General features: G+C 64.4%; 22 protein-coding genes. 2 read left to right on the forward strand and 20 right to left on the reverse strand.

Annotated features, from left to right (window positions below; all coding sequences use genetic code 11):
• Window position 1: 1 nt before the first annotated feature.
• From M0D43_RS22080 to rlmD, 11 genes are all read right to left on the reverse strand, one after another.
• A complete protein-coding gene (locus M0D43_RS22080) occupies window positions 2-697 on the reverse strand; it encodes an FAD-dependent oxidoreductase (protein ID WP_343231763.1) in 696 nt (231 codons plus the stop codon).
• Window positions 618-1,268, reverse strand: coding sequence for an FAD-dependent oxidoreductase (locus M0D43_RS22085; RefSeq protein WP_260807990.1), 651 nt, complete (start codon window positions 1,266-1,268; stop codon window positions 618-620). The genes M0D43_RS22080 and M0D43_RS22085 overlap by 80 nt, the downstream gene beginning before the upstream one ends.
• A 94-nt stretch (window positions 1,269-1,362) precedes the next feature.
• On the reverse strand, window positions 1,363-1,569 hold the full coding sequence (gene cspE, locus M0D43_RS04380) for a transcription antiterminator/RNA stability regulator CspE (RefSeq protein WP_003488188.1): 207 nt from the start codon (window positions 1,567-1,569) through the stop codon (window positions 1,363-1,365).
• An 86-nt stretch (window positions 1,570-1,655) separates the two neighbouring features.
• Complete coding sequence (locus M0D43_RS04385) at window positions 1,656-2,408, reverse strand: S-methyl-5'-thioinosine phosphorylase (RefSeq protein WP_252163693.1); 753 nt, start codon at window positions 2,406-2,408, stop codon at window positions 1,656-1,658.
• 85 nt (window positions 2,409-2,493) lie between these two features.
• Window positions 2,494-3,048 carry a hypoxanthine-guanine phosphoribosyltransferase gene (locus M0D43_RS04390; RefSeq protein ID WP_252163694.1) on the reverse strand — a complete coding sequence of 185 codons (555 nt, stop codon included), beginning with the start codon at window positions 3,046-3,048 and terminating at the stop codon, window positions 2,494-2,496.
• The gene (gene nagZ, locus M0D43_RS04395) at window positions 3,048-4,052 is read right to left on the reverse strand and encodes a beta-N-acetylhexosaminidase (protein ID WP_252163695.1); all 1,005 of its coding nucleotides are present in this window, start codon (window positions 4,050-4,052) and stop codon (window positions 3,048-3,050) included. Before nagZ ends, M0D43_RS04390 begins: the two co-directional genes overlap by 1 nt.
• A gap of 117 nt (window positions 4,053-4,169) precedes the next feature.
• Window positions 4,170-5,747: a cryptochrome/photolyase family protein gene (locus M0D43_RS04400; RefSeq protein WP_252163696.1), complete on the reverse strand. Its 1,578-nt coding sequence runs from the start codon at window positions 5,745-5,747 to the stop codon at window positions 4,170-4,172.
• Window positions 5,748-5,934: 187 nt separating this feature from the next.
• Window positions 5,935-6,969: an NAD(P)/FAD-dependent oxidoreductase gene (locus tag M0D43_RS04405; RefSeq protein ID WP_252163697.1), complete on the reverse strand. Its 1,035-nt coding sequence runs from the start codon at window positions 6,967-6,969 to the stop codon at window positions 5,935-5,937.
• A gap of 16 nt (window positions 6,970-6,985) precedes the next feature.
• Window positions 6,986-7,654, reverse strand: coding sequence for a DsbA family oxidoreductase (locus M0D43_RS04410; RefSeq protein WP_252163698.1), 669 nt, complete (start codon window positions 7,652-7,654; stop codon window positions 6,986-6,988).
• Window positions 7,655-7,884: 230 nt separating this feature from the next.
• Window positions 7,885-8,382 (reverse strand): CYTH domain-containing protein, encoded by a 498-nt coding sequence (locus tag M0D43_RS04415; RefSeq protein WP_252163699.1) that lies wholly within the window; start codon window positions 8,380-8,382, stop codon window positions 7,885-7,887.
• A gap of 73 nt (window positions 8,383-8,455) precedes the next feature.
• Window positions 8,456-9,790: a 23S rRNA (uracil(1939)-C(5))-methyltransferase RlmD gene (rlmD, locus tag M0D43_RS04420; RefSeq protein ID WP_252163700.1), complete on the reverse strand. Its 1,335-nt coding sequence runs from the start codon at window positions 9,788-9,790 to the stop codon at window positions 8,456-8,458.
• 158 nt (window positions 9,791-9,948) lie between these two features.
• Here rlmD and M0D43_RS04425 point away from each other — a divergent pair, with 158 nt between their 5' ends.
• Entirely contained in the window at window positions 9,949-10,671 is a 723-nt protein-coding gene (locus M0D43_RS04425) for a response regulator (RefSeq protein WP_252163701.1), read from the forward strand.
• Window positions 10,672-10,816: 145 nt separating this feature from the next.
• Here M0D43_RS04425 and recO read toward each other — a convergent pair whose 3' ends face one another.
• The 9 genes from recO to rpoE all read right to left on the reverse strand — a co-directional run bounded on the left by recO (window position 10,817) and on the right by rpoE (window position 19,836).
• Window positions 10,817-11,539 (reverse strand): DNA repair protein RecO, encoded by a 723-nt coding sequence (recO, locus tag M0D43_RS04430; protein WP_101363388.1) that lies wholly within the window; start codon window positions 11,537-11,539, stop codon window positions 10,817-10,819.
• Between the two features lie 226 nt (window positions 11,540-11,765).
• Window positions 11,766-12,665, reverse strand: a complete 900-nt coding sequence (gene era, locus M0D43_RS04435) for a GTPase Era (RefSeq protein ID WP_065469151.1) — start codon at window positions 12,663-12,665, stop codon at window positions 11,766-11,768.
• Window positions 12,662-13,342 (reverse strand): ribonuclease III, encoded by a 681-nt coding sequence (gene rnc, locus M0D43_RS04440; protein ID WP_101363389.1) that lies wholly within the window; start codon window positions 13,340-13,342, stop codon window positions 12,662-12,664. The genes era and rnc overlap by 4 nt, the downstream gene beginning before the upstream one ends.
• Window positions 13,332-13,739 (reverse strand): DUF4845 domain-containing protein, encoded by a 408-nt coding sequence (locus M0D43_RS04445; protein ID WP_101363390.1) that lies wholly within the window; start codon window positions 13,737-13,739, stop codon window positions 13,332-13,334. Before M0D43_RS04445 ends, rnc begins: the two co-directional genes overlap by 11 nt.
• Window positions 13,740-14,540 (reverse strand): signal peptidase I, encoded by an 801-nt coding sequence (lepB, locus tag M0D43_RS04450; protein WP_101363391.1) that lies wholly within the window; start codon window positions 14,538-14,540, stop codon window positions 13,740-13,742. It lies immediately after the preceding gene.
• A gap of 104 nt (window positions 14,541-14,644) precedes the next feature.
• Window positions 14,645-16,435, reverse strand: coding sequence for a translation elongation factor 4 (lepA, locus tag M0D43_RS04455; RefSeq protein ID WP_162301041.1), 1,791 nt, complete (start codon window positions 16,433-16,435; stop codon window positions 14,645-14,647).
• A gap of 188 nt (window positions 16,436-16,623) precedes the next feature.
• Window positions 16,624-18,210, reverse strand: coding sequence for a DegQ family serine endoprotease (locus M0D43_RS04460; protein ID WP_252163702.1), 1,587 nt, complete (start codon window positions 18,208-18,210; stop codon window positions 16,624-16,626).
• A gap of 109 nt (window positions 18,211-18,319) precedes the next feature.
• Window positions 18,320-19,219, reverse strand: a complete 900-nt coding sequence (locus M0D43_RS04465) for a sigma-E factor negative regulatory protein (protein ID WP_252163703.1) — start codon at window positions 19,217-19,219, stop codon at window positions 18,320-18,322.
• Window positions 19,216-19,836, reverse strand: coding sequence for an RNA polymerase sigma factor RpoE (gene rpoE / locus M0D43_RS04470; RefSeq protein WP_252164959.1), 621 nt, complete (start codon window positions 19,834-19,836; stop codon window positions 19,216-19,218). Before rpoE ends, M0D43_RS04465 begins: the two co-directional genes overlap by 4 nt.
• Before the next feature lie 235 nt (window positions 19,837-20,071).
• Here rpoE and M0D43_RS04475 point away from each other — a divergent pair, with 235 nt between their 5' ends.
• Window positions 20,072-22,153, forward strand: coding sequence for a 3-hydroxyacyl-CoA dehydrogenase NAD-binding domain-containing protein (locus M0D43_RS04475; protein ID WP_252163704.1), 2,082 nt, complete (start codon window positions 20,072-20,074; stop codon window positions 22,151-22,153).
• Window positions 22,154-22,365 lie beyond the last annotated feature (212 nt).

Genomic DNA, 22,365 nt, shown 5'->3' on the forward strand with positions numbered 1-22,365 from the left:
CCTACGCAGCCGCGTGGGCGTTATCGTCTGCCACACGCGCCACCGGTTGCGCTAACGCATCCACGAATTCGGGCGCCAGCGCCAACTTACCGAACCAGCCATGTTGGGTACCGCTGAGCACGCGCAGCATGTGCCCGCGGCCACCCGGCACGCGACCCATCGGACGTAGCAGCAGGTCGCGGCCTTGTGCCCAGAGATCGCGTTCGGACTGGAACAACGGCGTCAGCCAGCGGCTCCAGCGGTGATAGATCGCCACGTGCGCCTGGCGTTCACGCTGATAGCGCTGCAAGGCAGCATCCAGATCGGCGCCTGCGCGCAAGGCATCGCGCATCGCCAATGCATCCAGCAGCGCCATGTTCACGCCTTGCCCCAATTGCGGACTCATCGCATGCGCGGCATCGCCGGCAAGCACGAAGCGGCCACGATGCCAGCGCGACACCACCGCATCGCGATAACTCGCGCGTGCCAGTGCGCCATGCACCTGCACCGTCGCAAGACGCGCATGCGCTTCCGGCCACATCTGCGCCACCTCATCGCGCCAGGCGGCAATGCCGCGCTGTTCCCACGCAACGAAATCGCTGCACGGCAGGCTCCAGAAAAAGCTCAGTCGCGGGGTGTCATCGCCCGTGCGCGTGCCCACCGGCAGCAGGCCGATCATCTTGCGTGCGCCGATATAGCGCTGGCGCAATTCGTCCACGAACGGCCAATCGTCGCGCGGCAAAAGACACCACAGCGCCCCCCACGGATACACGCGATCCAGCTGCGTTCCCTGCGCCTGCGCGCGCAACCGTCGAGGCCGAGCCATCGGCGGCGATGATCAGATCGTAGGGGCCATGCCAGTGCCCGCGTTGATCCTGCACGCGCACGCCCTCGTGATCGATTGCGGTGATCTGCGTCTCCACATGCAGCTGCGCGTGCTGCGGCCAGGCCTCGCGCAGCAGCGTAAACAAAGCGCCGCGCTGCATGCCCACACCCATCAAGCGCGCATCCAGATCGCGGTACTGCATGTCCATCACTGCGCGCCCGCACGGCGTGTCGCCATACAAGCGGCGCACCGGTGCGCCATGCGCAAGCGCCTGCGGCAGCAAGCCCATATTCCAGAGCACCTGCAGGCCGCTGGGCTGCAACAGAAAGCCTGCGCCCACCGGCCCTGGCGCAGGCGCGCGCTCGAATACCTCTAGTTGATGCCCATCGGCGCCCAGCAGCACTGCCAGTGCCTGCCCCGCCGTTCCGTAGCCCACTACGGCAATACGTAATGCTCGTTGCATCGTCCCTGCTCTGTTTCGCTAACACTGGCCGCGCTCACCTGCGCAAAAAAAACCCCGCCGTGGCGGGGTTCTTCAACCGCACAATCGAGTCAGATTACTCGACCGGCGTGATGTTCGAAGCCTGAGCACCCTTCGGGCCCTGGGTCACGTCATAACTGACGCGCTGGCCTTCCTGCAGGCTACGGAAGCCCTTGGAATTGATCGCGGAGAAGTGCGCGAAGACATCGGCGCTGCCGTCCTCCGGTGAGATGAAGCCAAATCCCTTGGCGTCGTTGAACCACTTGACGGTACCGTTCGGCATGGTGATGCGAGACCTTTGCAATAATTAATGGGTGGTGTACGGCGTGCGTACGCCCCGAGTATGCAAAGCTTATGCCCTGATGACAATCACCCGCGTGCAAGTTCGCCAATCAGCTTGGGCAAGCCGGATGATGCAGCATCGACGTTGGCCAACACCTCGGCCATGGTGATTTCCTGCGCGTCGCCACAGCCGGCCGCCCAGTTGGCCACAATCGCCAAACACGCATATTCCAGCCCTTTTTCGCGCGCCAGGCCCGCTTCGGGCATGCCGGTCATGCCGACCAAATCGCAGCCATCGCGACGCATGCGTGCGATCTCTGCAATCGTTTCCAGCCGTGGCCCTTGCGTCGCACCGTAGCAACCGGCCGCCACCATCGTGACGCCGGTCACTTTGGCTGCCGCAATGACCTTGCTGCGAAACATCGGCGAATACGGATGGCCGAAATCCACGTGCTGCACCTCGCTGCCAGGCTCCTCGCAGAAGGTAGAGACGCGGCCCCAGGTGTAATCGATCAGCTGATCCGGGCAGGCCAACACGCGCGGTCCGAACTGTTCGGTGATGCCGCCCACGGTGTTGAGCGCCAGCACTCGCGAGGCACCAATTTGCTGCAGTGCAGCGATGTTTGCGCGGTAATTGACCTTGTGCGGCGGCAGCGAATGGCCTTCGCCATGACGTGCCAGAAAGGCGACGCGGTGGCCGAGCAGCATGCCGACGCGGATCGGCCCGGAGGGCGCGCCGTAGGGCGTTTCGACATCATGCGACTGCACATCGTCCAATTGCGCAAGCGTGTAGACACCAGTGCCGCCGATGACGGCCAATGCGATGGAATTTGCGGACACAACCGACCTCTGCAACAAATCAACAACGGTACGCGCAGCAAGGCGCGCTTGGTAGCTCGCATTCCTGCGAACGGAAAACTGCGGGTTACTGCTTCATCGCATAGATGGCGGGAATACCGCGCAGTTGCTCGTTGACGTCCATGCCGAAACCGAACACGTAACGGTCGGCCACTTCCACGCCCACGTAATCGGCAGTCACACCGGGCACGCAACGGTCGTGACGCTTGACGGTCAACACTGCCACGCGCACGTCGGTAGCGCCCTGCTCCAGGCACCACTGGCGCACGCCCTGCAGCGTGTAACCCTCGTCGAGAATGTCGTCGACCAGGATCACGCGGCGGCCGAACAGCGCGGTGGCCGGGCGGTGCTTCCACACCAATTCGCCGCCGGTGCTCTCGCCGCGATAGCGCGTGGCATGCAGGTAATCGAACTGCAGGTCCTGACCGCGTGCGCCCAGCTCCAGCGCCAGCTGGCCGGAGAACGGCAGCGCGCCGTGCATGATGGTGAGATACACCGGTACTTCGCCGGCATAGTCGCGTGCGATCGCACCGGCAATGGTGGCGACGGCGGCATCGATGGCCGGACGGTCGACCAGCAGATCGGCTTGGGCCAGGGCCTGGGAAATGGTGAGCGTGGACATCAGGCAGTTGTTCCGAAATGGGCAGAAAGAGGAGTAGTGAATGAGGCATCGGTGCCGGCGAGCAGTCCGTCCCAGCCCAATGCGCCGCGGCCGATCAGGCCGATCAATGCGGCGGTATTAAGGCTACGGCCCTGCACGGCCTGCAGCGATTCGGCGACCAGTTCCGGGTGGCAGACAAGCACCACGTCGCAGCCGGCATCCAGATGCGCATGCACCCGGCCTGCCACGCCGCCAGCGCTGAACGAGGCGGCCATGCCGATGTCGTCGGAAAAGACCACGCCGCGGAAGCCCATCTGGCCGCGCAGGATCTGTTCGATCCAGCGCTGCGAATAACCGGCGGGCTCTGGGGCGACCTGGGGGTAGACCACGTGCGCCATCATCACCGCGTCGGCGCCGGCCTCGATGCCCGCGACGAACGGCACCAGATCTTCGGCCTGCAGCACTTCCAGTTGCCGCGGGTCGCTGGCGTGATCCACATGGGTGTCTTCCAGCACGGTACCGTGGCCGGGGAAATGCTTGAGCGTGGCGGCCATGCCTGCTCCATGCAGCGCCTGCACATAGGCACGAGTGAAGGTGGCCACGATCTGCGGGTCGTCGCTGAAGGCACGATCGCCGATGGCGCGGTTGCCACGGCCCAGATCGACCACCGGCGCAAAGCTCAGGTCCACGCCGCTGGCGCGGACCTCGCTGGCCATCAGCTGCGCATGCGCGCGCGCAGCGACCAACGCGGCGTCGGGGTCTTGCGCGTACTGCGCACCGAAGCTCTGCAATGGTGCCAGCGCGCTGAACCCTTCGCGAAACCGCTGCACGCGCCCACCTTCCTGGTCCACGCAGATCAGCACCGGGCGCGGCGCGGCCGCGCGGATCGCCGCCGACAGCTCGGCCACCTGAGCGCGCGAGGCGAAGTTGCGCTTGAACAGCACCACGCCGGCGACGGCATCGTGCTGTAGCCAGTCGTGTTCCTGTGCACTGAGTTCGGTACCGGCAACGCCGATCAGAAGCATGTTGGGGGACTCCCGGGCCAGGCGCCTTGGTGGCGCAGCGCGGCATTGTCGCAGATGCGCGTGGCAGCGTCAGATTGCGCATTCAGCTGTGTGCACCTTCCGCCATTGCGGGCAGGCTTACAGCACCTCGAGATGGGCCCGCCAGTGCGCGGCCTGGGCCTGAATCTGCACCAATACCTCGGGGGCCATGCCATCGAGCTGCCGATACGGCATCGCCAGGCGTTCGTTGACGCCCAGCAGCGGGCGCTGCCGCTGCAGAAAATCCCAGTACAGCGCGTTGTACGGGCAGGCATTCGCGCCGACCCGCAGCTTGCGCTGGTACTTGCAGCCACCGCAGTAGTCGCTCATGCGATCGATATAGGCCGCGCCGCTGATGTACGGTTTGCTGCCGAGCAGGCCACCATCGGCGAACTGGCTCATGCCCACCGTATTGGGCAGCTCCACCCACTCGAACGCGTCGATATAGACGCCCAGATACCAGCGATGCAGCGCCTGCGGGTCCAGCCCCGCCAGCAGCGCAAAATTGCCGATCACCATCAGCCGCTGGATGTGATGCGCATGCGCGTTGGCGAGCGAATTGCCGACCGCATCGGCCAGGCAGCGCATGCCGATCTGCCCATCCCAGAACCAGTGCGGCAGCGGTACATGCTGATCGAGATGATTCAATTGCGCGTAGCCTGGCATCTGCGACCAGTAAACGCCGCGCACGTATTCGCGCCAACCCAAAATCTGGCGGATGAAGCCTTCCACCGCCGCTAACGGCGCATGCCCTTGCCGCCAGGCAGCTTCGGCACGCGCGATCACTTCGCGCGGATGCAGCATCTTGACGTTGAGCGCAAACGACAACAGCGAATGAAACAGGCGCGGGCTGCGCGTGCTCATCGCATCTTCGTAGCGCCCGAAATCCGGCAGCGCATACGCGATGAATGCATCCAGATGCTGCAAGGCTTCGTCGCGATCCGTTGGCCATGGCAGGGCTTGCGCATTCGGCCCACCAAAGCTGCGCACGCCGGCGGCTTCGATCGTGCGCCACAACGCACTGTGATCGTGCGTTGCCCGCCAATCCTGCGGCGCGGGCGGGTCGCCCGGCCACGGCGCACGATTGTCGCGATCGAAGTTCCAGCGCCCGCCTTCCGGCTCGCCGGCCGCATCGAGCAGGATCCGATGCCGTTGCCGCATGCGCCGATAAAACACTTCCATGCGCCACGAACTGCCGGCGCGAAAACAGGCGGCGACTTCGTTGCGTGCAGTCAGAAAATGTTCGCTGTCGACCATGCGCGTCGCAAAGGGCTGCGCAGCGCTCCAGTGCTGCAGCGCTTCATCCAGCCGCCACTCGTCCGGAGCCTGGTACTCCAGATGCTGCGCACGGTAGTGCGCCATCAATGCAGCGAGGTTGTGCGGGATCGATTGCCGGTTGCTGGCGCTGTCGATCGTCACATAGCGCACCCGATGCCCCGCCTGTCGCAAGCCTGAAGCGAACGCGCGCATCGCCGCGAAGATCGCCAGGATCTTCTGGGCATGATGCAGCACGTAGTCGGTTTCCTCGCGCACTTCCATCACGACATAGACCACGCCCGCATTGCGCGTTGCGAACCAACTGTGCTGCGGATTGAGCTGGTCGCCGAGAATCAGACGCAGTGTGTGGGCCGGTGTTTGCTGGGCAGCTTCTGCTGTGGGCGCGCTTGAATCAGGCATCAGTGCGGCGCCCGATCATGCTGGGTGCATGCGTGTATGGATGCGCGCATGCTGACCTCGTCGCGTAAATGAGCATTCGACTTGACCGGCTTGCCACAGCGATCACTGCCGCGCGCATCTGCCAATACCATGCATATCCCTGGCCTTGCACCGCGCCGTGGGTCGTTCTGCGATGTCCGCCACGGCGTCAGTGGCAAGCGCTTTGCACTACATCGCCAGCACACACGTGCTGCGCCAACGCGATCCCGCTCTGCCATGCGCCCTCAACCTTGCCGCCTGCCAGCCAGTCGCCGCACATGCCCAGGCCAAGCTGCGCATCCCAGACACAGCCGATCTGCAACGCGGGGTTGCTGCTAGCGACCGTCCAAAAAGACGCATCGCAGGACCGCGGCATCGGCAAACCGAGCGCTGCAAACTCCGGCACGATGCTGGCGATGACGTCCGCGGGCGTAGCGTCGCAATGTACCTGGCTCCACTCGGCAGTCGCGTGCAACAGCCAAGTCTCAACGCACGCACGCGCAGGCTTGCTGGAATTGCGTGCTACCCAACGTAACGGGCCGGTATTGACGAATAGTGCGTCGTAACCCGGATCGACTGGCCCATCGAAATGCGCCATCAACGCCCACGCAGGATGCATGTGCGCCTGCTGGGCAATCGTCGCCAGCGCAGGCGCGATCTGTGCGAACAACCCAGCCGAGTTCGGTGCCGGAACGGCCAATAGCACCGCATCGAACATGTGCGTTGCCGTGTCTTGCGCGAACGCGACGCGCCATCTCTGCCCGCTACGCTGCAGCGCACGCACCTCGGTAGACAGACGCATATCCAGATGCGCTGCAAGTGCCCTGGCCGGCGCAGCCATATCGGGAACGCCCACATAACGCGTCAGGGCGCTGTGCGAGTGGCTTAACTGCGCGCCGTCCCAGCTTGCGATGCGCGCCGGCCAGGGTGCGGCAACGCCAGCGTCGATCCAGGCATCCACGACCGCCGCAAACGCAGGATCGCGCGCCGTGAAATATTGCGCGCCGTGATCGCATTGCCAGTACTCGCCCGAGCAGGGACGCATGCGACCACCCGGCGTGTCGGACTGATCGAAGACTGTCACGGCATAGCCCGCCGCCTGCAGCTGCTGCGCACAGGCCAGACCGGCCAACCCGGCGCCGATCACCGCCACGTTGTGTGCGCGCGCAGGTAACGTCATTCGGTCGTGCGCGTGCCGGTGCATGCAGGAGATATGTGGGTCACACCGCGCAGGCATCCGGCCCACCGACCGGTGTCGATTCGGCGGCCAACTGCAGCAAGGCCTGCGCAAAACTCTCCGGCGGCTGCGCGCCCTGGATCAGTGCGCGGCCGTCGATCACGAAACTGGGCACCGCACGAATGCCTAACGCGGCAGCCTGCGCCAGCTGTGCCTGTACCTCGACGATGCCTTCTTCCGACTCCAGCATCGCCCGCACCCGTGCCATGGCAAGACCACCGGCCTCACCGGCACGCACCAGCGTTTCGATCTCGCCCACATTCTGGCCTTCGGCAAAATGCGCATGAAACAGCGCCTCCATCACCGCGTCCACATCGCCCTCATGGCTGGCCAGCCAGATCAACCGATGCGCACGCAGCGTGCTGACCTGCACCTGCCCACGGCCGAAATCCAGCGGCAATCCTTCTGCCTGCGCAGTGGCCTGGGTCTGCGCCAGCATCTGCTCGACCCGCGCAGTACCACCGAACTTCAACGCCAGCGCATGGCGCAACGGCGTCGGCTCCAGCCCGGCCTCGGGATCAAGTCGAAACGCGTGATAGTGGATGTCCAAGACCGGCACCTGCGCGCCAAGCGCAGCAATGGCTGCCTGGAAACGGTGCTTGCCGATCCAGCACCAGGGGCACACTACGTCGGACCAGATATCGATGCGCATGACCGGGGATTCGTTGGTGGGGACTGGGGTATGTGGAGCATAACGGGATTGGGGAGTCCGGACTGGCGAGTCGCAAAACGCTAGCCAAGGCCAGGGTTGGAGAGTGGTGATTAGGGATCGCAACACAGTGATCTGGCGCCGAGCGCCCTACTTTCAAGAATCCCCCATCCCACATCAGCTCTCCAAAGCGCCGAGCTGCATGCCAGCCTTTACGAACCCCACATCCCGAATCACCAATCCCCGCTCCAATGCTTAAACGGATGCGAGGCCAGCGCCAGGTTGTAGTAGCGCACGTCGTCGGTAACTTCGGTCCCGATCCACTCGGGCATGGCAAATGCTTCGTCAGCGCATTCGAGTTCGATCTCGGCGACCACCAGCCCGGCGTTGTCGCCAAGGAATTCATCGACCTCCCAGACATGGCCCTGGTAGGCGACCAGATGTCGGCGTTTGTCGATCAAACCACCCACGCACAGCGCCAGTAACGCGCGGGCATCGGCAAGTGGAATCGGATATTCAAACTCCTGACGCGTATGCCCCACCTCGCGCGATTTCAGATTGAGAAACGCGCCTTCGCCCTGAATCCGCACCCGCACCGACGCATTCTGCGTGCCGCCGCGCAGCGCCGCCTGATCGTTGATGTAGCCCTGCGCCATCGGAATCACCGCGTGCGCGGCGTGGCGCCAACCGTCGCCGGTCACCAGGAATTTGCGTTCGATTTCTACGGGCATGGGAATCGGGAATGGAGAATAGGCAATCGCAACAGCATACGGCCAACCGCTTCTACGATTGCCGAATCCCCAATCACCGCCTCTCAAACACCGCAATGCTTTCCACGTGCGCGGTGTGCGGGAACATATCCATCGCGCCCGCCGACACCAGCGTAAAGCCCTGCTCGTTGACAAGATAGCCGGCGTCGCGTGCCAGCGAGCCCGGATGGCAGCTCACATAGACGATGCGCTCGAACTTCTTCAGCGGCAGTTGCTGCAGCACTTCCAACGCGCCCGAGCGCGGCGGATCCAGCAACAGCTTGTCCAAGCCCTGACGCATCCAGGCAGCGTTGCGCTGATCCTGGGTCAGATCCGCGGCGTAGAACTGCGCATTGACCAGACCATTGCGCTGGGCATTCTCTTTCGCCCGCGCCACGAGTCCGGCGTCGCCCTCCACACCCACGACCTCACGCACCAGGCGCGCCAGCGGCAGGGTGAAGTTGCCCAGTCCACAGAACAGGTCAAGTACGCGATCGTCGGGTTTGGCATCCAGCAGCGCCAGCGCGTGCGCGATCATCTTTTGATTGAGCGAGGCGTTGACCTGGATGAAGTCCAGCGGCCGGAATGCCAGCTCCACCTCCCATTGCGGCAGGCGGAACGACAATGGCACTTCCTGCGGCCACAGCGGATGCACGCTGTCCACGCCACCAGGCTGCAGGAAGATCGCAAACCCGTGCTCCTGGGCAAATGCAACCCAGGCCTGTTGGTCGCGCTCGCTAAGCGGCTGCAGATGCCGAATGGTCAATGCCACCGCATCGTCGCCGGCAATGAATTCGATCTGCGGGATGTCGCGCTTGCCGTCCATGCCTTCGACCAGCGCGGCCAGCAGCGGGATCTTCTCGCCGATCTGCGGGATCACGGTGTAGCAAACAGACAGATCGGCCACGAACCGCGGGTCGAGCTCGCGAAAGCCGATCAAGGTCTTGTCTTTCTTCTCCACACGACGCACCGAGAACCGGCCCTTGCGCCGATAACCCCAGTTGTCGCCGGTCAGCGCAGGCAGCACGGCCTGCGGGGTGACATGACCGATACGTTCAAGGTTGTCCATCAGTACGCGTTGTTTTGCGACGATCTGCTGCGATTCCTCCAGATGCTGCAAGACGCAACCGGCGCAGACGCCGAAATGCGGACAGCGCGGGGCGACGCGCTGCGGGGATGCCTCCAGCACCTCCACCGTCTTGGCCTCATCGAAATGACGGCTGCGGGCGGTGGGTTCGGCACGCACCAACTCGCCCGGCAAGGCGCCGCTGATGAAGGTGACCTTGCCGCCCTCGCCGTCGCGGCGCGCCACCCCGCGGCCGTCATGGCTCAGGTCGGTGATGGCGGTCTGGAAGGGGGTACGGTCGAAACGGTTTCTGGTTCTGGCCACGTGGCGACAAGCTGCGGGCAAAAAGGGTGCGTATTGTCGCAGATGCGATCGACGGAGGCCGCCCTGGGCAGCGCAACAATTGTCGCGCTCCACAAACACAGGCAAACTTCGGGTGCGCGCGGCGAATCAGGACGCGGCATCGCTGACAAGGAGGCAGCATGAACATGGCCACACGCCAGGAACCCCACCCACGCCTATTGCTGGTGGAAGACGACCCGATCAGCCGCGGATTCCTGCAGGCTGTGCTTGAAAGTCTCCCGGCCACGGTGGACTGTGCCGATTCCCTGTCTTCTGCCCTCGACCGCGCACGCGAACGTCGCCACGATCTCTGGTTGATCGACGTGAATCTCCCCGATGGCAACGGCAGCGGGCTACTGCGTGCGTTGCGCCTGCTGCACCCGGACGTGCCGGCATTGGCGCACACCGCTGACACCAGCATGGCCATGCAGCGCAGCCTGCAGTCCGACGGGTTTCTGGAAATGCTGATCAAACCGCTGACCTCCGAGCGCCTGTTGCAGGCGGTGCGGCGCGGCCTCGCCCGCGGGCGCTACAGCGTGGCCCCGGTGGGCGTGCTGGACATCGCCGCCAGCGACTGGGACGAGGCGGCGGCGCTCAGTGCGCTCAACGGCCAGCAACACCATCTCAATGCCCTGCGCGAGCTATTCCTGGCCGAATTGCCAGGCACGCGGGATGCAGTGGATTCGGCCCTGCAGATCAGCGACGAACAGGCATTACGCAATCATCTGCATCGGTTGCAGGCCAGCTGCGGCTTTGTTGGCGCAGCGCGACTTGCAGGTGCAGTGCGCCTGCTGCGCGGCGACCCGCAATCGCCGACCGCGCGGACCCAATTCCATGCGGCAGTGGCTGCATTGCTGCATTGAGAGGCACGGCGTCGATCTGCTTTCCAGCTCGGCGCAGCGTTTGACGCATTGCAGTTTTGGAATTGAGATGTTCGTGTATGGCAGCGTTGACAGCACTGCGGCACTGACGACAGCGGCATCGCGCGCATGCCCAGGGCTGGCTCGATCAGCGCCGCCGTGCCAGATCTTCGAGCATTTCCCAGGATTTCAGGCCGCGCCCACCCAGATGATGCAGCAGCACACTGCGCATGCTGCGGCGCAGGCCGGGCATATCGTCCGCGGTCGGCATGATGTCTTCACCCAACGCCAGCAGCGCCGCACCGGTGACGGTTTCGCGACGATCTTGCGCTAGCCGTTCGCTCAACACGCGTAGTGCGCCTTCCTGCGGATCCAGCCGATACCGCGCTGCCGGGTCGATTGGCTGCCCGTCGCTGTCGTGCTGTAGATCGAAGGCGAAGCCCAGCCCCTCCAGCACGTCGCGCTCGAACCGGCGCAACCCCCACGCCAACGGCAGATCGGACGCCAGGTGCGTCCGCGCCTGCGCATAACAGGCATAGAGTTCGGGCACCGGATCGTTACGCGGGGCCAGCCGCAGCAACAATTCGCTGATATAAAAGCCAGCCAGCATGGTGTCGCCAATCAGCCGAGGCGCGGTATCCAGTGCCTCGGCCTGGCGCAGCTGGGCCAGCTCGCCGCGTTGCACGGCGCTGAACTGAATCAGTTGCAATGGCTGCAAGGCAGCACGCAACGCCTGCTTGCGCGGCCCATGCACTCCGCGCGCCAACAGGCCCACACGCCCGTGTTGCTCGGTCAACACTTCCACCAGCAGGCTGGTCTCGCGCCACGCACGCACGTGCAGGACGAACCCGCGTTCGTGCTCGATCAGCATGCGCGGAAGAGCCGAGACTGAAGATTGCGGACCGGAGATTCGATAAAACCACAGGATCGGTCGTCGAATGAAGACGCGACGCGGCGATATTTAGCCAAGCCGATACTGCCAGGGCGGCGGCGCGCAGCTCCGGCGAATACAGAACACCATCTCTCCTGCGATATGCCGGCCAGCTGCTTAACCCGGCGTCGCCCGGTTTCCGGGTCCTCGGTCCCCGGTCCTGGCGTCATTCGTAGCCGAACGCCTTCAGCGCGGCCTCGTCGTCCGACCAGCCTTCGCGCACGCGCACCCAGGTCTCCAGGAACACCTTGGCACCGAACAGGCGCTCCATCTGCAACCGCGCCTTGCCGCCGATTTCCTTCAGGCGGGTACCGCCCTTGCCGATCACGATTGCCTTCTGGCCCTCGCGCTCGACCCAGATCACCGCACCGATCCGCAGCAGCGCGCCGTCTTCGGCGAAGCGCTCGATCTCAACGGTGGTCGCGTACGGCAATTCCTCGCCGAGCTGGCGCATCAGTTGCTCGCGCACCAGTTCGCCGGCCAGAAAGCGCTGACTGCGGTCGGTGATCTCGTCTTCGCCAAACATCGCCTCGGCTTCGGGCACCAGCTTGAGCAGGTCGCCGACCAACGCTTCCAGGCCTTTGCGCTTGAGCGCCGACACCGGATGCACGGCAGCGAAGGTGCGCCCCTCGCTGACCTGGGCCAGGAACGGGAACAGCGCAGTCTTGTCCTTGAGGCGATCGACCTTGTTGACCACCAGCACTACCGGCACCTCGGCGTCGCTGAGCACGCGGAACGCCAGAGTATCTTCCTCGTCCCAGCGGCCGGCCTCGATCACCAGCACCGCCGCGTCCACGCCTTCGAGCGAGCCGCGCGCAGCGCGATTCATCACCCGGTTCATTGCGCGCTTCTGCTCGCGGTGCAGGCCTGGGGTATCCACCAGCACCAGTTGCCCTTCTGGGAAAGTAGCGATGCCCAGCAGCCGATGGCGCGTGGTCTGCGGCCGGTTGGAGACGATGCTGACCTTCGCGCCGACCAGGGCATTGGTCAGGGTGGACTTGCCGACGTTGGGCCGGCCGATCACGGCAACGCTACCGCTGCGGTGGGGGGAAGAGGTTTCGCTCACGTGTTTGAATCCAGTTGTGCGATGACAAGAGTCGCCGCCTGTTGCTCGGCAAGACGACGCGAGGTGCCCTGGCCCTCGGCGCGGGCAGTAGGCTGCTCCAGAATGCAGGCGACGTGGAACTGCTTGGCATGCTCGTCGCCGCTCTCGCTGATCAGAGCGTAATTAGGCAGCGGCAGTTGGCGCGCCTGCAGCCATTCCTGCAGCCGGGTCTTGGGATCTTTTTCTGCCTTGCCCACCGGCAACGCCGCCAAGGAGGCTTCAAACCACGGCAGCACCACCGCACGGCAACCCTCGAACCCGCAGTCCAGGTAGATGGCCGCGACAATCGCTTCGACGGCATCGGCCAGGATCGAATCGCGCCGGTGACCTCCGGACTTCAACTCGCCGGGACCCAGCGTCAGGCGCTCGCCGAGGTTCAACGTGCGTCCGATCACTGCCAGCGCGCCCTCGCGTACGAGTTCGGCGCGCGCACGGGTCAATGCGCCTTCATCGGCCTTGGGCCAACGTTGATACAGCGCCTCGGCGATCAGCAGATTGACGATGCCGTCGCCGAGAAATTCCAGTCGCTCGTTGTGCGGCGTCCCGGCGCTGCGATGCCGCAGCGCCTGGGCGAGCAGAGCCGGATCGGCGAATGCATGGCCGATCGGATCACCGCGCTGGAAGGTTCTATTCGACACCGCGCTTCGTCAGATCCTGTGCCGTATCGAACTTGCCCACCACATCCAGATTGCCAACCAACTCGCGGCGCACTTCGTAGTTGACCTTCATGCGCCAGCCGCCTTCGATACGCTCGAACTTGACGTCTTCTTTTTTGACATTTTCAGAATAGTTGATGTAAAGGCGCTTAAAGAACATGTCCTGCAACTTGGACGGATCCATGTCGGCACTGCCAACTTCGTTGGCCAGCCCCTTCATCGACGTACGCACTGCGTAGTATTCCTGATACATCGGAAACAGCTTCATCCCGATGTACAGGGCAAATCCGACCACCGCCAGCACCACCACGAACGACGTCAACGTCATACCGCTTTGCTTGCGCTTCATTGTGCTTTCCCCGGCACGCCGTGCGTGCATTTACTGGATGCCCGTCCCGATCCGCGATGGATCGAAACTCCCCTTGCAGAACCACCCTTCGCAATTGAGCCAGATCAGGAACGCCTTGCCGCGCAGATTGGCTTCCGGCAGAAAGTGCGTCTGGGTCCAGAACCGGCTGTCCTCGCTGTTGTCGCGATTATCCCCCATCACGAAATAGCTGTCCGCCGGCACGGTCCAGTCGCCCTGCCCGGCCGGCATGTTGCGGTCCAGCCATTCCAGCACGGTATGCGTGCGGCCCGGTAGGTCCTCGACCAGCAGCGTGGTGCCGGTCATCTCGGCACCCTTGCCCTTACCGATGTACTCGCCCTTGACCGTGTAATGCATCGGCTTGTCGTTGATGTACAGGGTATCGCCATGGAAGCCGATCCTGTCACCCGGCAGACCCACGACGCGCTTGATCCAGTTCTGATCCGGCGCATGCGGCGGCTTGAACACCACCACGTCGCCGCGCTTGGGCTCGCCGGTGGGAATGAACTTGGTATTGGTGATCGGCAGACGGAAACCGTACGCGAACTTGTTGACCAGGATGAAATCGCCGATCAATAGATTGGGCATCATCGAACTGGACGGAATCTTGTACGGCTCGGCCACGAAGCTGCGCAGGATCAGCACCACCGCCAGCACCGGAAAAAAGGCGCGCGAGTAATCGATGATCGCCGGCTCGCTGTCCAGCAGACCGGCACGCGCGGCGCGGCGTTTGGCCAAAAACAGCGCGTCCAGCAGCCAGATGAAGCCGCTGCCCAGCGTCAGGACAACCAGGATGATTTCAAACCATTTCATTGATGTTCCTTTCGGAAAGGGAATCGAGAATCGAGAATGGGGAATTGGAACAGCAGGAGCACGTGCACCCTTACGATTCCCGATTCCCGATTTACCATTCCCAGCTACTTATCCATCTGCAGCACGGCCAGGAAGGCTTCCTGCGGAATCTCCACGCGGCCGACCTGCTTCATGCGCTTCTTGCCCTCTTTCTGCTTTTCCAGCAGCTTTTTCTTGCGCGAAACGTCGCCACCATAGCACTTGGCCAACACGTTCTTGCGCATCGCCTTGACCGTGGAGCGCGAGATGATTTGCGAGCCCACGGCGGCCTGGATCGCCACGTCGAACATCTGCCGCGGGATCAGATCCTTCATCTTTTCGCACAGTTCGCGGCCGCGCCGGTCGGCGTAGCTGCGGTGCACGATGATCGACAGCGCATCGACCTTGTCGCCATTGATCAGCGTGTCCACGCGCACGAACGGGCCTGGGTCGAAACGCAGGAAGTGATAGTCCAGCGAGGCGTAACCGCGCGAGACCGACTTGAGCTTGTCGAAGAAATCCAGCACCACTTCGGCCATCGGCAATTCGTAGCTGATCTGCACCTGGCTGCCCAGGTAGTTGATGCCAATCTGGCTGCCGCGCTTTTCTTCGCACAAGGTGATGATGTTGCCGACGTAATCGGGCGGCGTGAGGATATTGGCGCGAATGATCGGTTCGCGGATCTCTTCGACGTTGTTCAGCGGCGGCAGCTTGGACGGGTTGTCCATCGGGATCACGCTGCCGTCGGTCTTGAGCACCTCATAGACCACCGTCGGCGCGGTCGAAATCAGGTTGAGGTTGTACTCGCGCTCCAGCCGTTCCTGCACGATTTCCATGTGCAGCATGCCGAGGAAGCCGCAGCGGAAGCCGAATCCCATCGCCTCGGAGCTCTCCGGCTCGAAGCGCAGCGCGGCATCGTTCAGACGCAGCTTGTCCAGCGCTTCGCGCAGGTCCGGGTAGTCCTCGGCATCGACCGGGAACAGGCCGGCGAACACGCGCGGCTGCATTTCCTGGAAACCGGGCAACGCATGCGGCGCCGGGTCTGCGGCCAGGGTCAGCGTGTCGCCGACCGGCGCGCCATGCACGTCCTTGATGGAGGCGTTGATCCAGCCCACTTCGCCAGCACCCAGCGCGGGCAATTCCTTGCGCTTGGGCGTGAACACGCCGACCTTGTCGACCAGATGCGTGCGGCCGGTGGACATCACCAGGATCTTGCTGCCCGGCTTGATCTCGCCCTGCATCACGCGCACCAGCGAGACCACGCCGAGGTAGTTGTCGAACCAGGAATCGATGATCAGCGCCTGCAGCTTGTCGGTGTCGCGCGGCTTCGGCGGCGGGATACGATGCACGATCGCTTCCAGCACCAGATCGATATTCAGACCGGTCTTGGCGCTCACAGCTACCGCGTCTTCGGCATCGATGCCGATCACCGCTTCGATCTCGGCCTTTGCGCGGTCGACATCGGCGGTGGGCAGGTCGATCTTGTTGAGCACCGGCACCACTTCCAGGCCCTGCTCCACCGCGGTGTAGCAATTGGCCACCGACTGCGCTTCCACGCCCTGCGCCGCATCCACCACCAGCAGCGCGCCTTCGCACGCGGCCAGCGAGCGGCTGACTTCATAGGAGAAGTCGACGTGCCCGGGGGTGTCGATGAAGTTCAAGTGGTAGACCTGACCGTCCTTTGCCGTATACGGCAAGGACACCGACTGTGCCTTGATGGTGATGCCGCGTTCGCGCTCGATCGGGTTGGAGTCGAGTACCTGGGCCTCCATCTCGCGCGCCTGCAGGCCGCCGCACAGCTGGATGATCCGGTCGGCCAGGGTGGATTTCCCGTGGTCAACGTGGGCAATGATGGAGAAGTTGCGGATGTTCCGCATTGAATCAGAGGACATTGAGGTGGGCGCCGGCGGTGCCGTCGTCAGGGTAACGCGGCATTATCGCACGGTCGGCCCCTTTGGGGCCGGAGATTGGGGAATCGGGATTCGGGAATCGCAAAAGCCAGATGGGCTATCGCCTCGCGGAGCCGCTCTTGCCATTCCCGATTCCCGATTCTCCATTCCCTCCGTTAGCCGCCGGCCTTCAAGGCTACATAGCTGGTCGCCTTGCCGTCGGTGACCAGCAGCATGACGACGTCGCCCTTCTTGTAACTGGCCAGCGCGCGATTGAGCTCGGCGACGCTGCCAACCTTGGTGCGGCCGACGCGGGCGATGATCAGGCCTGGCGACAGCGGCGGCTGGGTGCTACGTGCCGCCGCACCGGTCACCGAGGCGATGCGCACGCCCTCGCCCGCTTCCAGACCCAGGCGACTGCGCTCGGCAGCGGTCAGGTCGGCGACTTGCAGGCCGAGCAATTCCACGCTGGCCGGGGCGCTGGGCTTGGACTCATCAGCCGCAGTGCGCGGCGCGGCGCGCTCGCCGCCATCCTGCAGTGGTGCGAGGGTGACTGTCACCTTGCGCGGCTTGCCGTCACGCAACACATCCAGGGTGACCTTGGAGCCCGGCGCCATCAACCCGATCATTGGCGGCAGATCGCTGGCGACTTCGATCGGCCTGCCATTGACCGCACGGATCACATCGCCGACTTCGACGCCGGCCTTGCCCGCCGGACTACCGGCCGGGATATCGTTGACCAGGGCACCACGGCTGTCCGGCAAGCCCAGGCCTTGCGCCTTGAGCGAATCGATCGGTCCCACCGCCACGCCCAGCATGCCGCGACTCACATGGCCGGTGGCCTTGATCTGCTCGGCCGCGCTGAAGGCCAGGTCGATCGGAATCGCAAAACTAATGCCCATATAACCGCCGGAAGCGGAGAAGATCTGTGAATTGATGCCGACCACCTCGCCACGTGTATTGAGCAGCGGGCCGCCGGAATTACCCTGGTTGATCGCCACGTCGGTCTGGATGAAGGGGACATAGCGCTGGTCGGCGTAGGGATTACTGCGGCCGGTGGCGCTGACGATGCCGGCGGTGACCGAATGATCCAGGCCGAACGGCGAGCCGATCGCTACCACCCACTGTCCCGGCTTGAGCGTGTTCGAATCGCCCAGGCGCACGGTCGGCAGGCCCTTGGCCTCGATCTTCAGCAGCGCCACGTCGTATTGCTCATCGCTACCCACCACCTTGGCCTTGAACTCGCGGCGATCGGTGAGCTTGACGGTGACTTCGCTGGCACCATCGACCACGTGGTGATTGGTCAGCACATAGCCATCGGCGGAAATAATGAAGCCCGAGCCCATCGACTTTCCGGCAATACCGCCGTCGTCATCGCCCTGCCCCGGACCACCCGGCCCTTGGCGCGGCCCACCCGGCATCTGAAAATCCGGGCCGAAGAAGCGGCGGAAGAATTCCGGCATCTGATCGTCATCAGGCATCGCACCGCCACCACGACCACCCGGGCCACTGCGCTGCTGACGCGCCATGGCGTCCTTGCGGGTGATCGTGGTTTCGATATTGACCACGCCCGGGCCGACCTGCTCGACCAGATTGGTGAAGTCCGGCAGCCCGGCCACCAGCTGTGGCGCTGGTGTGGTACTGCGATTGGCGGCAATCGGGGCGACGTCCTTGGCAGCGGGTGCGGGCTGCTGCGCGCAGGCGGCCAGCGGCAGGGTCATGGCGATCAGGCCGAACATCTGGGTGCGGATGCGATGGTTCATCAGGTTGCCTCCGATGGCAGGGCGACAGGGGGCCGAACCCGCGTAGCAACACGGGCTCGGCACGATAACGGGAAGGAGAATGCCGAACGGATGAAGACCGGCGACAGGGTCAGTTCTGCGGGACCTGCACCGGCAATGGCCGGCTCGGCGCCGGGCTGGCGACCGTCTGTGGGGCCGGTTCAAACGGATAAAACGCCGTGCCGGGGCGGCTCTGGCGGAAACTGGCGTTCAGCGGGCTCTCGCCAGCCCCGGACAAGGCCGCGCGCGGCCACGGCCGCGCCTGCAGCGTGGTGTCCGGATGCGTGAACGGATTGGACGGCCCAGCCACAACGGCGGATGACGCGGCCGCGGGGGCCGGTGCAGGAGCCGCTGCAGCCACCATGCGGGTCGGCGCCTGCTGCTGACGCGCAGCCGCACTGCGTGCGACTTGTTGATTGCGCGTTGCCGCACCGCGGCGTGTGGATGCCAGCGCAACGGCAGGCACGGCTGCAGCGAGCGCACCCACCTCATCCGGCGTTCCCGGACTCGGTGCGGCCGGCGCCTTCGGCGGCACAGGTCTCTGCGGCGTTTGCGATGCAGGCGGAAGCTGGGCCGCGGTCGCGTACACAGGGGTGTCGGCACCGGGCGCTGCCGTTTGGGGCAGGCGCTCGCGCGCCATGAACAACGCAATTGCCGCGACCGACGCCGCAATCGCCGCGCCGCCAGCCCAGCGCCTGCGTGCGCCTGAGCGAGCCGCAGGCTGCGCTTGCGGGGCCGGCTCCTCGGCAATGGCGCTGCGCACACGCGCCGCGAAATCCAGCGGTGCCGGCGCACTGGCCGCACCGCGCAGCACATCGCCGCACAACTGCCAACGCTCGTGGCAGCCGGCCAATTCTTCGTCGTGGGCCAAACGGCGCAGCAAAAAGCGCGACTCGTCGGCACTCAATTCGCCGTCGACCAGCGCAGACAGCTGCTGGCGATAGTGAAGCTCGAACTTGTCGGTGGTGGACATGTCGGGGTTATGGCTCATACGCGGTTTCGCTCACGGGTAGCGCTCTCGGTCTCCAGCAGAGGCCGCAGCTCGATGTCGATGGCCTCGCGCGCCCGGAAGATGCGCGAGCGCACCGTTCCGATCGGGCAATCCATCTTTCGCGCGATGTCCTCATAGCTCAGCCCTTCCACCTCGCGCAGGGTGATGGCCGACCGAAGTTCTTCCGGCAGAGCTTGGACCGCGCGCATCACCGTTTGTTCCAGCTCCTGTCGCATCAATTCGCGCTCCGGGGTGTCGGTGTCGCGCAACCGGGTTGCTCCATCGAATTGCTCGGCATCGCTGATTTCGATGTCGTCGGTGGGCGGGCGGCGGTTGTGCGCAACCAGATGGTTCTTGGCAGTGTTGACGGCAATGCGGTGCAGCCACGTATAGAACTGGGCGTCGCCACGAAAACTGTTGATCGCGCGGTAGGCGCGCACAAAGGTGTCCTGGGCAACGTCCTGGCATTCGCTCCAGTCGGCGATGTAGCGCCCGATCAACGCAACGATCCGATGCTGGTATTTGCGCACCAGCACATCGAACGCCGCGCTTTCGCCGCGCTGCACACGCCGGACCAGTTCCAGGTCCAGCTCCTGAGGTGTATCGACTTCGGCCATGTCGGGCCGCACTCCTGTCAGCCCACCGAAGTCGGGCAATGAGACCGCCATTGAAAAGAAAAGTTCACACCGATCCGTACCACCGTCACGCATCAGAGGAGCGGCACCGATGCACCGCTGACGACGCCGCGCCGAAGCAGGCATCTCTCCTGTCGACAGGTATGGGTATTTGACGTGAAGGAAACAACCTCTGGATGATAACGACCTTTCCTTATATTGCCGGACGGCCAGACGCATGCTTCCAGGTTTCGACGGGCTTCGATTCAGCCACTGGCAGGCCGACCTGCGCGAGGACGGCGTGGTCGTGCTCAGCCTTGATCGTCAGGGCGCACCGGTCAACGCGTTTTCGCAGGAGGTGCTGCTCGAACTGGGCGCGCTGGTCGAACGCCTGGCGCTGGACCCGCCCAAGGGCGTGGTGCTGCGCTCAGGTAAGGCCAATGGCTTCATCGCCGGTGCCGATCTGAAGGAATTCCAGGAATTCGACCGCAAGGGTACCGTCAACGACGCGATCCATCGCGGCCAGCAGGTCTTTCAGAAGCTGGCAGAACTGCCCTGCCCGACAGTCGCGGCGATCCATGGCTTCTGCATGGGTGGCGGCACCGAAATCGCGCTGGCATGCCGCTACCGTGTGGCTTCTGACGATGGCAGCACCCGCATCGGGTTGCCGGAAACCAAGCTCGGCATCTTTCCCGGCTGGGGCGGCAGCGCCCGCTTGCCGCGCCTGATCGGTGCGCCGGCCGCGATGGACCTGATGCTCACCGGCCGCACCGTCTCGGCCAAGGCCGCGCGCGCAATGGGTCTGATCGACAAGGTCGCCGCGCCTGCCGTGCTGGTGGATGTGGCAGCCAGCCTGGCGCTTGCCGGCACCACGCGCGCGTTCAAGCAGCGCGCAACTGCGTGGGCGACCAATACCTTGCTGGCGCGCAAAGTGCTGGCACCGCAGATGCGCAAGCAGGTCGCACGCAAGGCGCGCAAGGAGCATTACCCGGCGCCCTACGCCTTGATCAACGTGTGGGAACGTACCGGCGGCAGCGGCATCCAGGCGCGCCTGGCGGCCGAGCGCAAGGCAGTGGTCAAGCTCGCCAGCACGCCGACTGCGCGCAACCTGATTCGCATTTTCTTCCTGACCGAGCGTCTGAAAGCGCTGGGCGGCAAGGATGCAGCCGGCGCAGCAACGGCGCCGATTCGCCATGTGCATGTGATCGGCGCTGGTGTGATGGGCGGCGACATCGCGGCGTGGGCGGCTTACAAGGGCTTCGAGATCACGCTGCAGGACCGCGAGCAGCGCTTTATCGATACGGCGCTGACGCGCGGCGGCGAGCTGTTCGCCAAGCGCGTCAAAGACGACGCCAAGCGGCCGGCAGTGGCAGCGCGTCTGCGCGGCGACCTGGCCGGTGCGGGTGTGACCCAGGCCGATCTGGTGATCGAAGCGATCATCGAAAACCTGCAGGCCAAGCGCGACCTGTATCAATCGATCGAGCCACAGCTCAAGCCAGATGCATTGCTGACCACCAACACCTCGTCGATTCCGCTGACCGAATTGCGCGGCCACATCCAGCGCCCGGCGCAATTCGCCGGCCTGCACTACTTCAACCCGGTGGCGATGATGCCGCTGGTGGAAATCGTGCAGCACGACGGGCTGGATCCGGCCAACGTGGCGCGCCTGGCGGCGTTCTGCAAGGCGCTGGACAAGTTCCCGGTGCCGGTGGCCGGCACCCCGGGTTTCCTGGTCAATCGGGTGCTGTTCCCGTATCTGCTCGAAGCGGCCACCGCGTATGCGGAGGGCATTCCGGGACCGGTGCTGGACAAGACTGCGGTCCGGTTCGGCATGCCGATGGGGCCGATCGAGTTGATCGACACGGTAGGGCTGGACGTCGCAGCCGGCGTGGGCGCGGAGTTGGCGCCGTTCCTGCACCTGCCGATTCCGGCGGCGCTGGCCACGGTGGAAGCCGGCAAGCGCGGCAAGAAAGACGGCCAGGGCCTGTACAAGTGGGAGAACGGGCGCGCGGTTAAACCCGAGATTGCCAGCGGCTATACCGCGACTGCGGATCTGGAAGATCGCTTGATCCTGCCGCTGCTCAACGAAGCGGTGGCATGCCTGCACGACGGCGTGGTGGCCGACGCAGACCTGCTCGATGCCGGCGTCATCTTTGGCACCGGCTTCGCGCCCTTCCGCGGCGGCCCGATCCAGCACATCCGCAGCGTCGGCGCAGACGCGCTGCTGGAACGTCTGCAGGCGCTGCACGCGCGCTATGGCGAACGCTTCGCACCGCGCCCGGGTTGGGACTCACCGTTGTTGCGGGAGGCTGTGGTGTAAGGCCAGCGGCTATTTATCGACAGAGTTTGATTTGCAAGAAGGCTGCCGTTGGCAGCCTTCTTTTTGCGTCGGGGCGGCAACTTGCAGATGTTGGCAACTATGACTTCGTGGTCGAAAGCAATGTAGATATATCGCGGCAGGGCCGGACCCTTGCTGTTGCCTGTGCAGGTCGAAACGCGCTAATTCGAGGCCCTGCCGACCTGCACTACCAG

Source organism: Xanthomonas prunicola (genome assembly GCF_025266575.1).
GTDB lineage: Bacteria > Pseudomonadota > Gammaproteobacteria > Xanthomonadales > Xanthomonadaceae > Xanthomonas > Xanthomonas prunicola.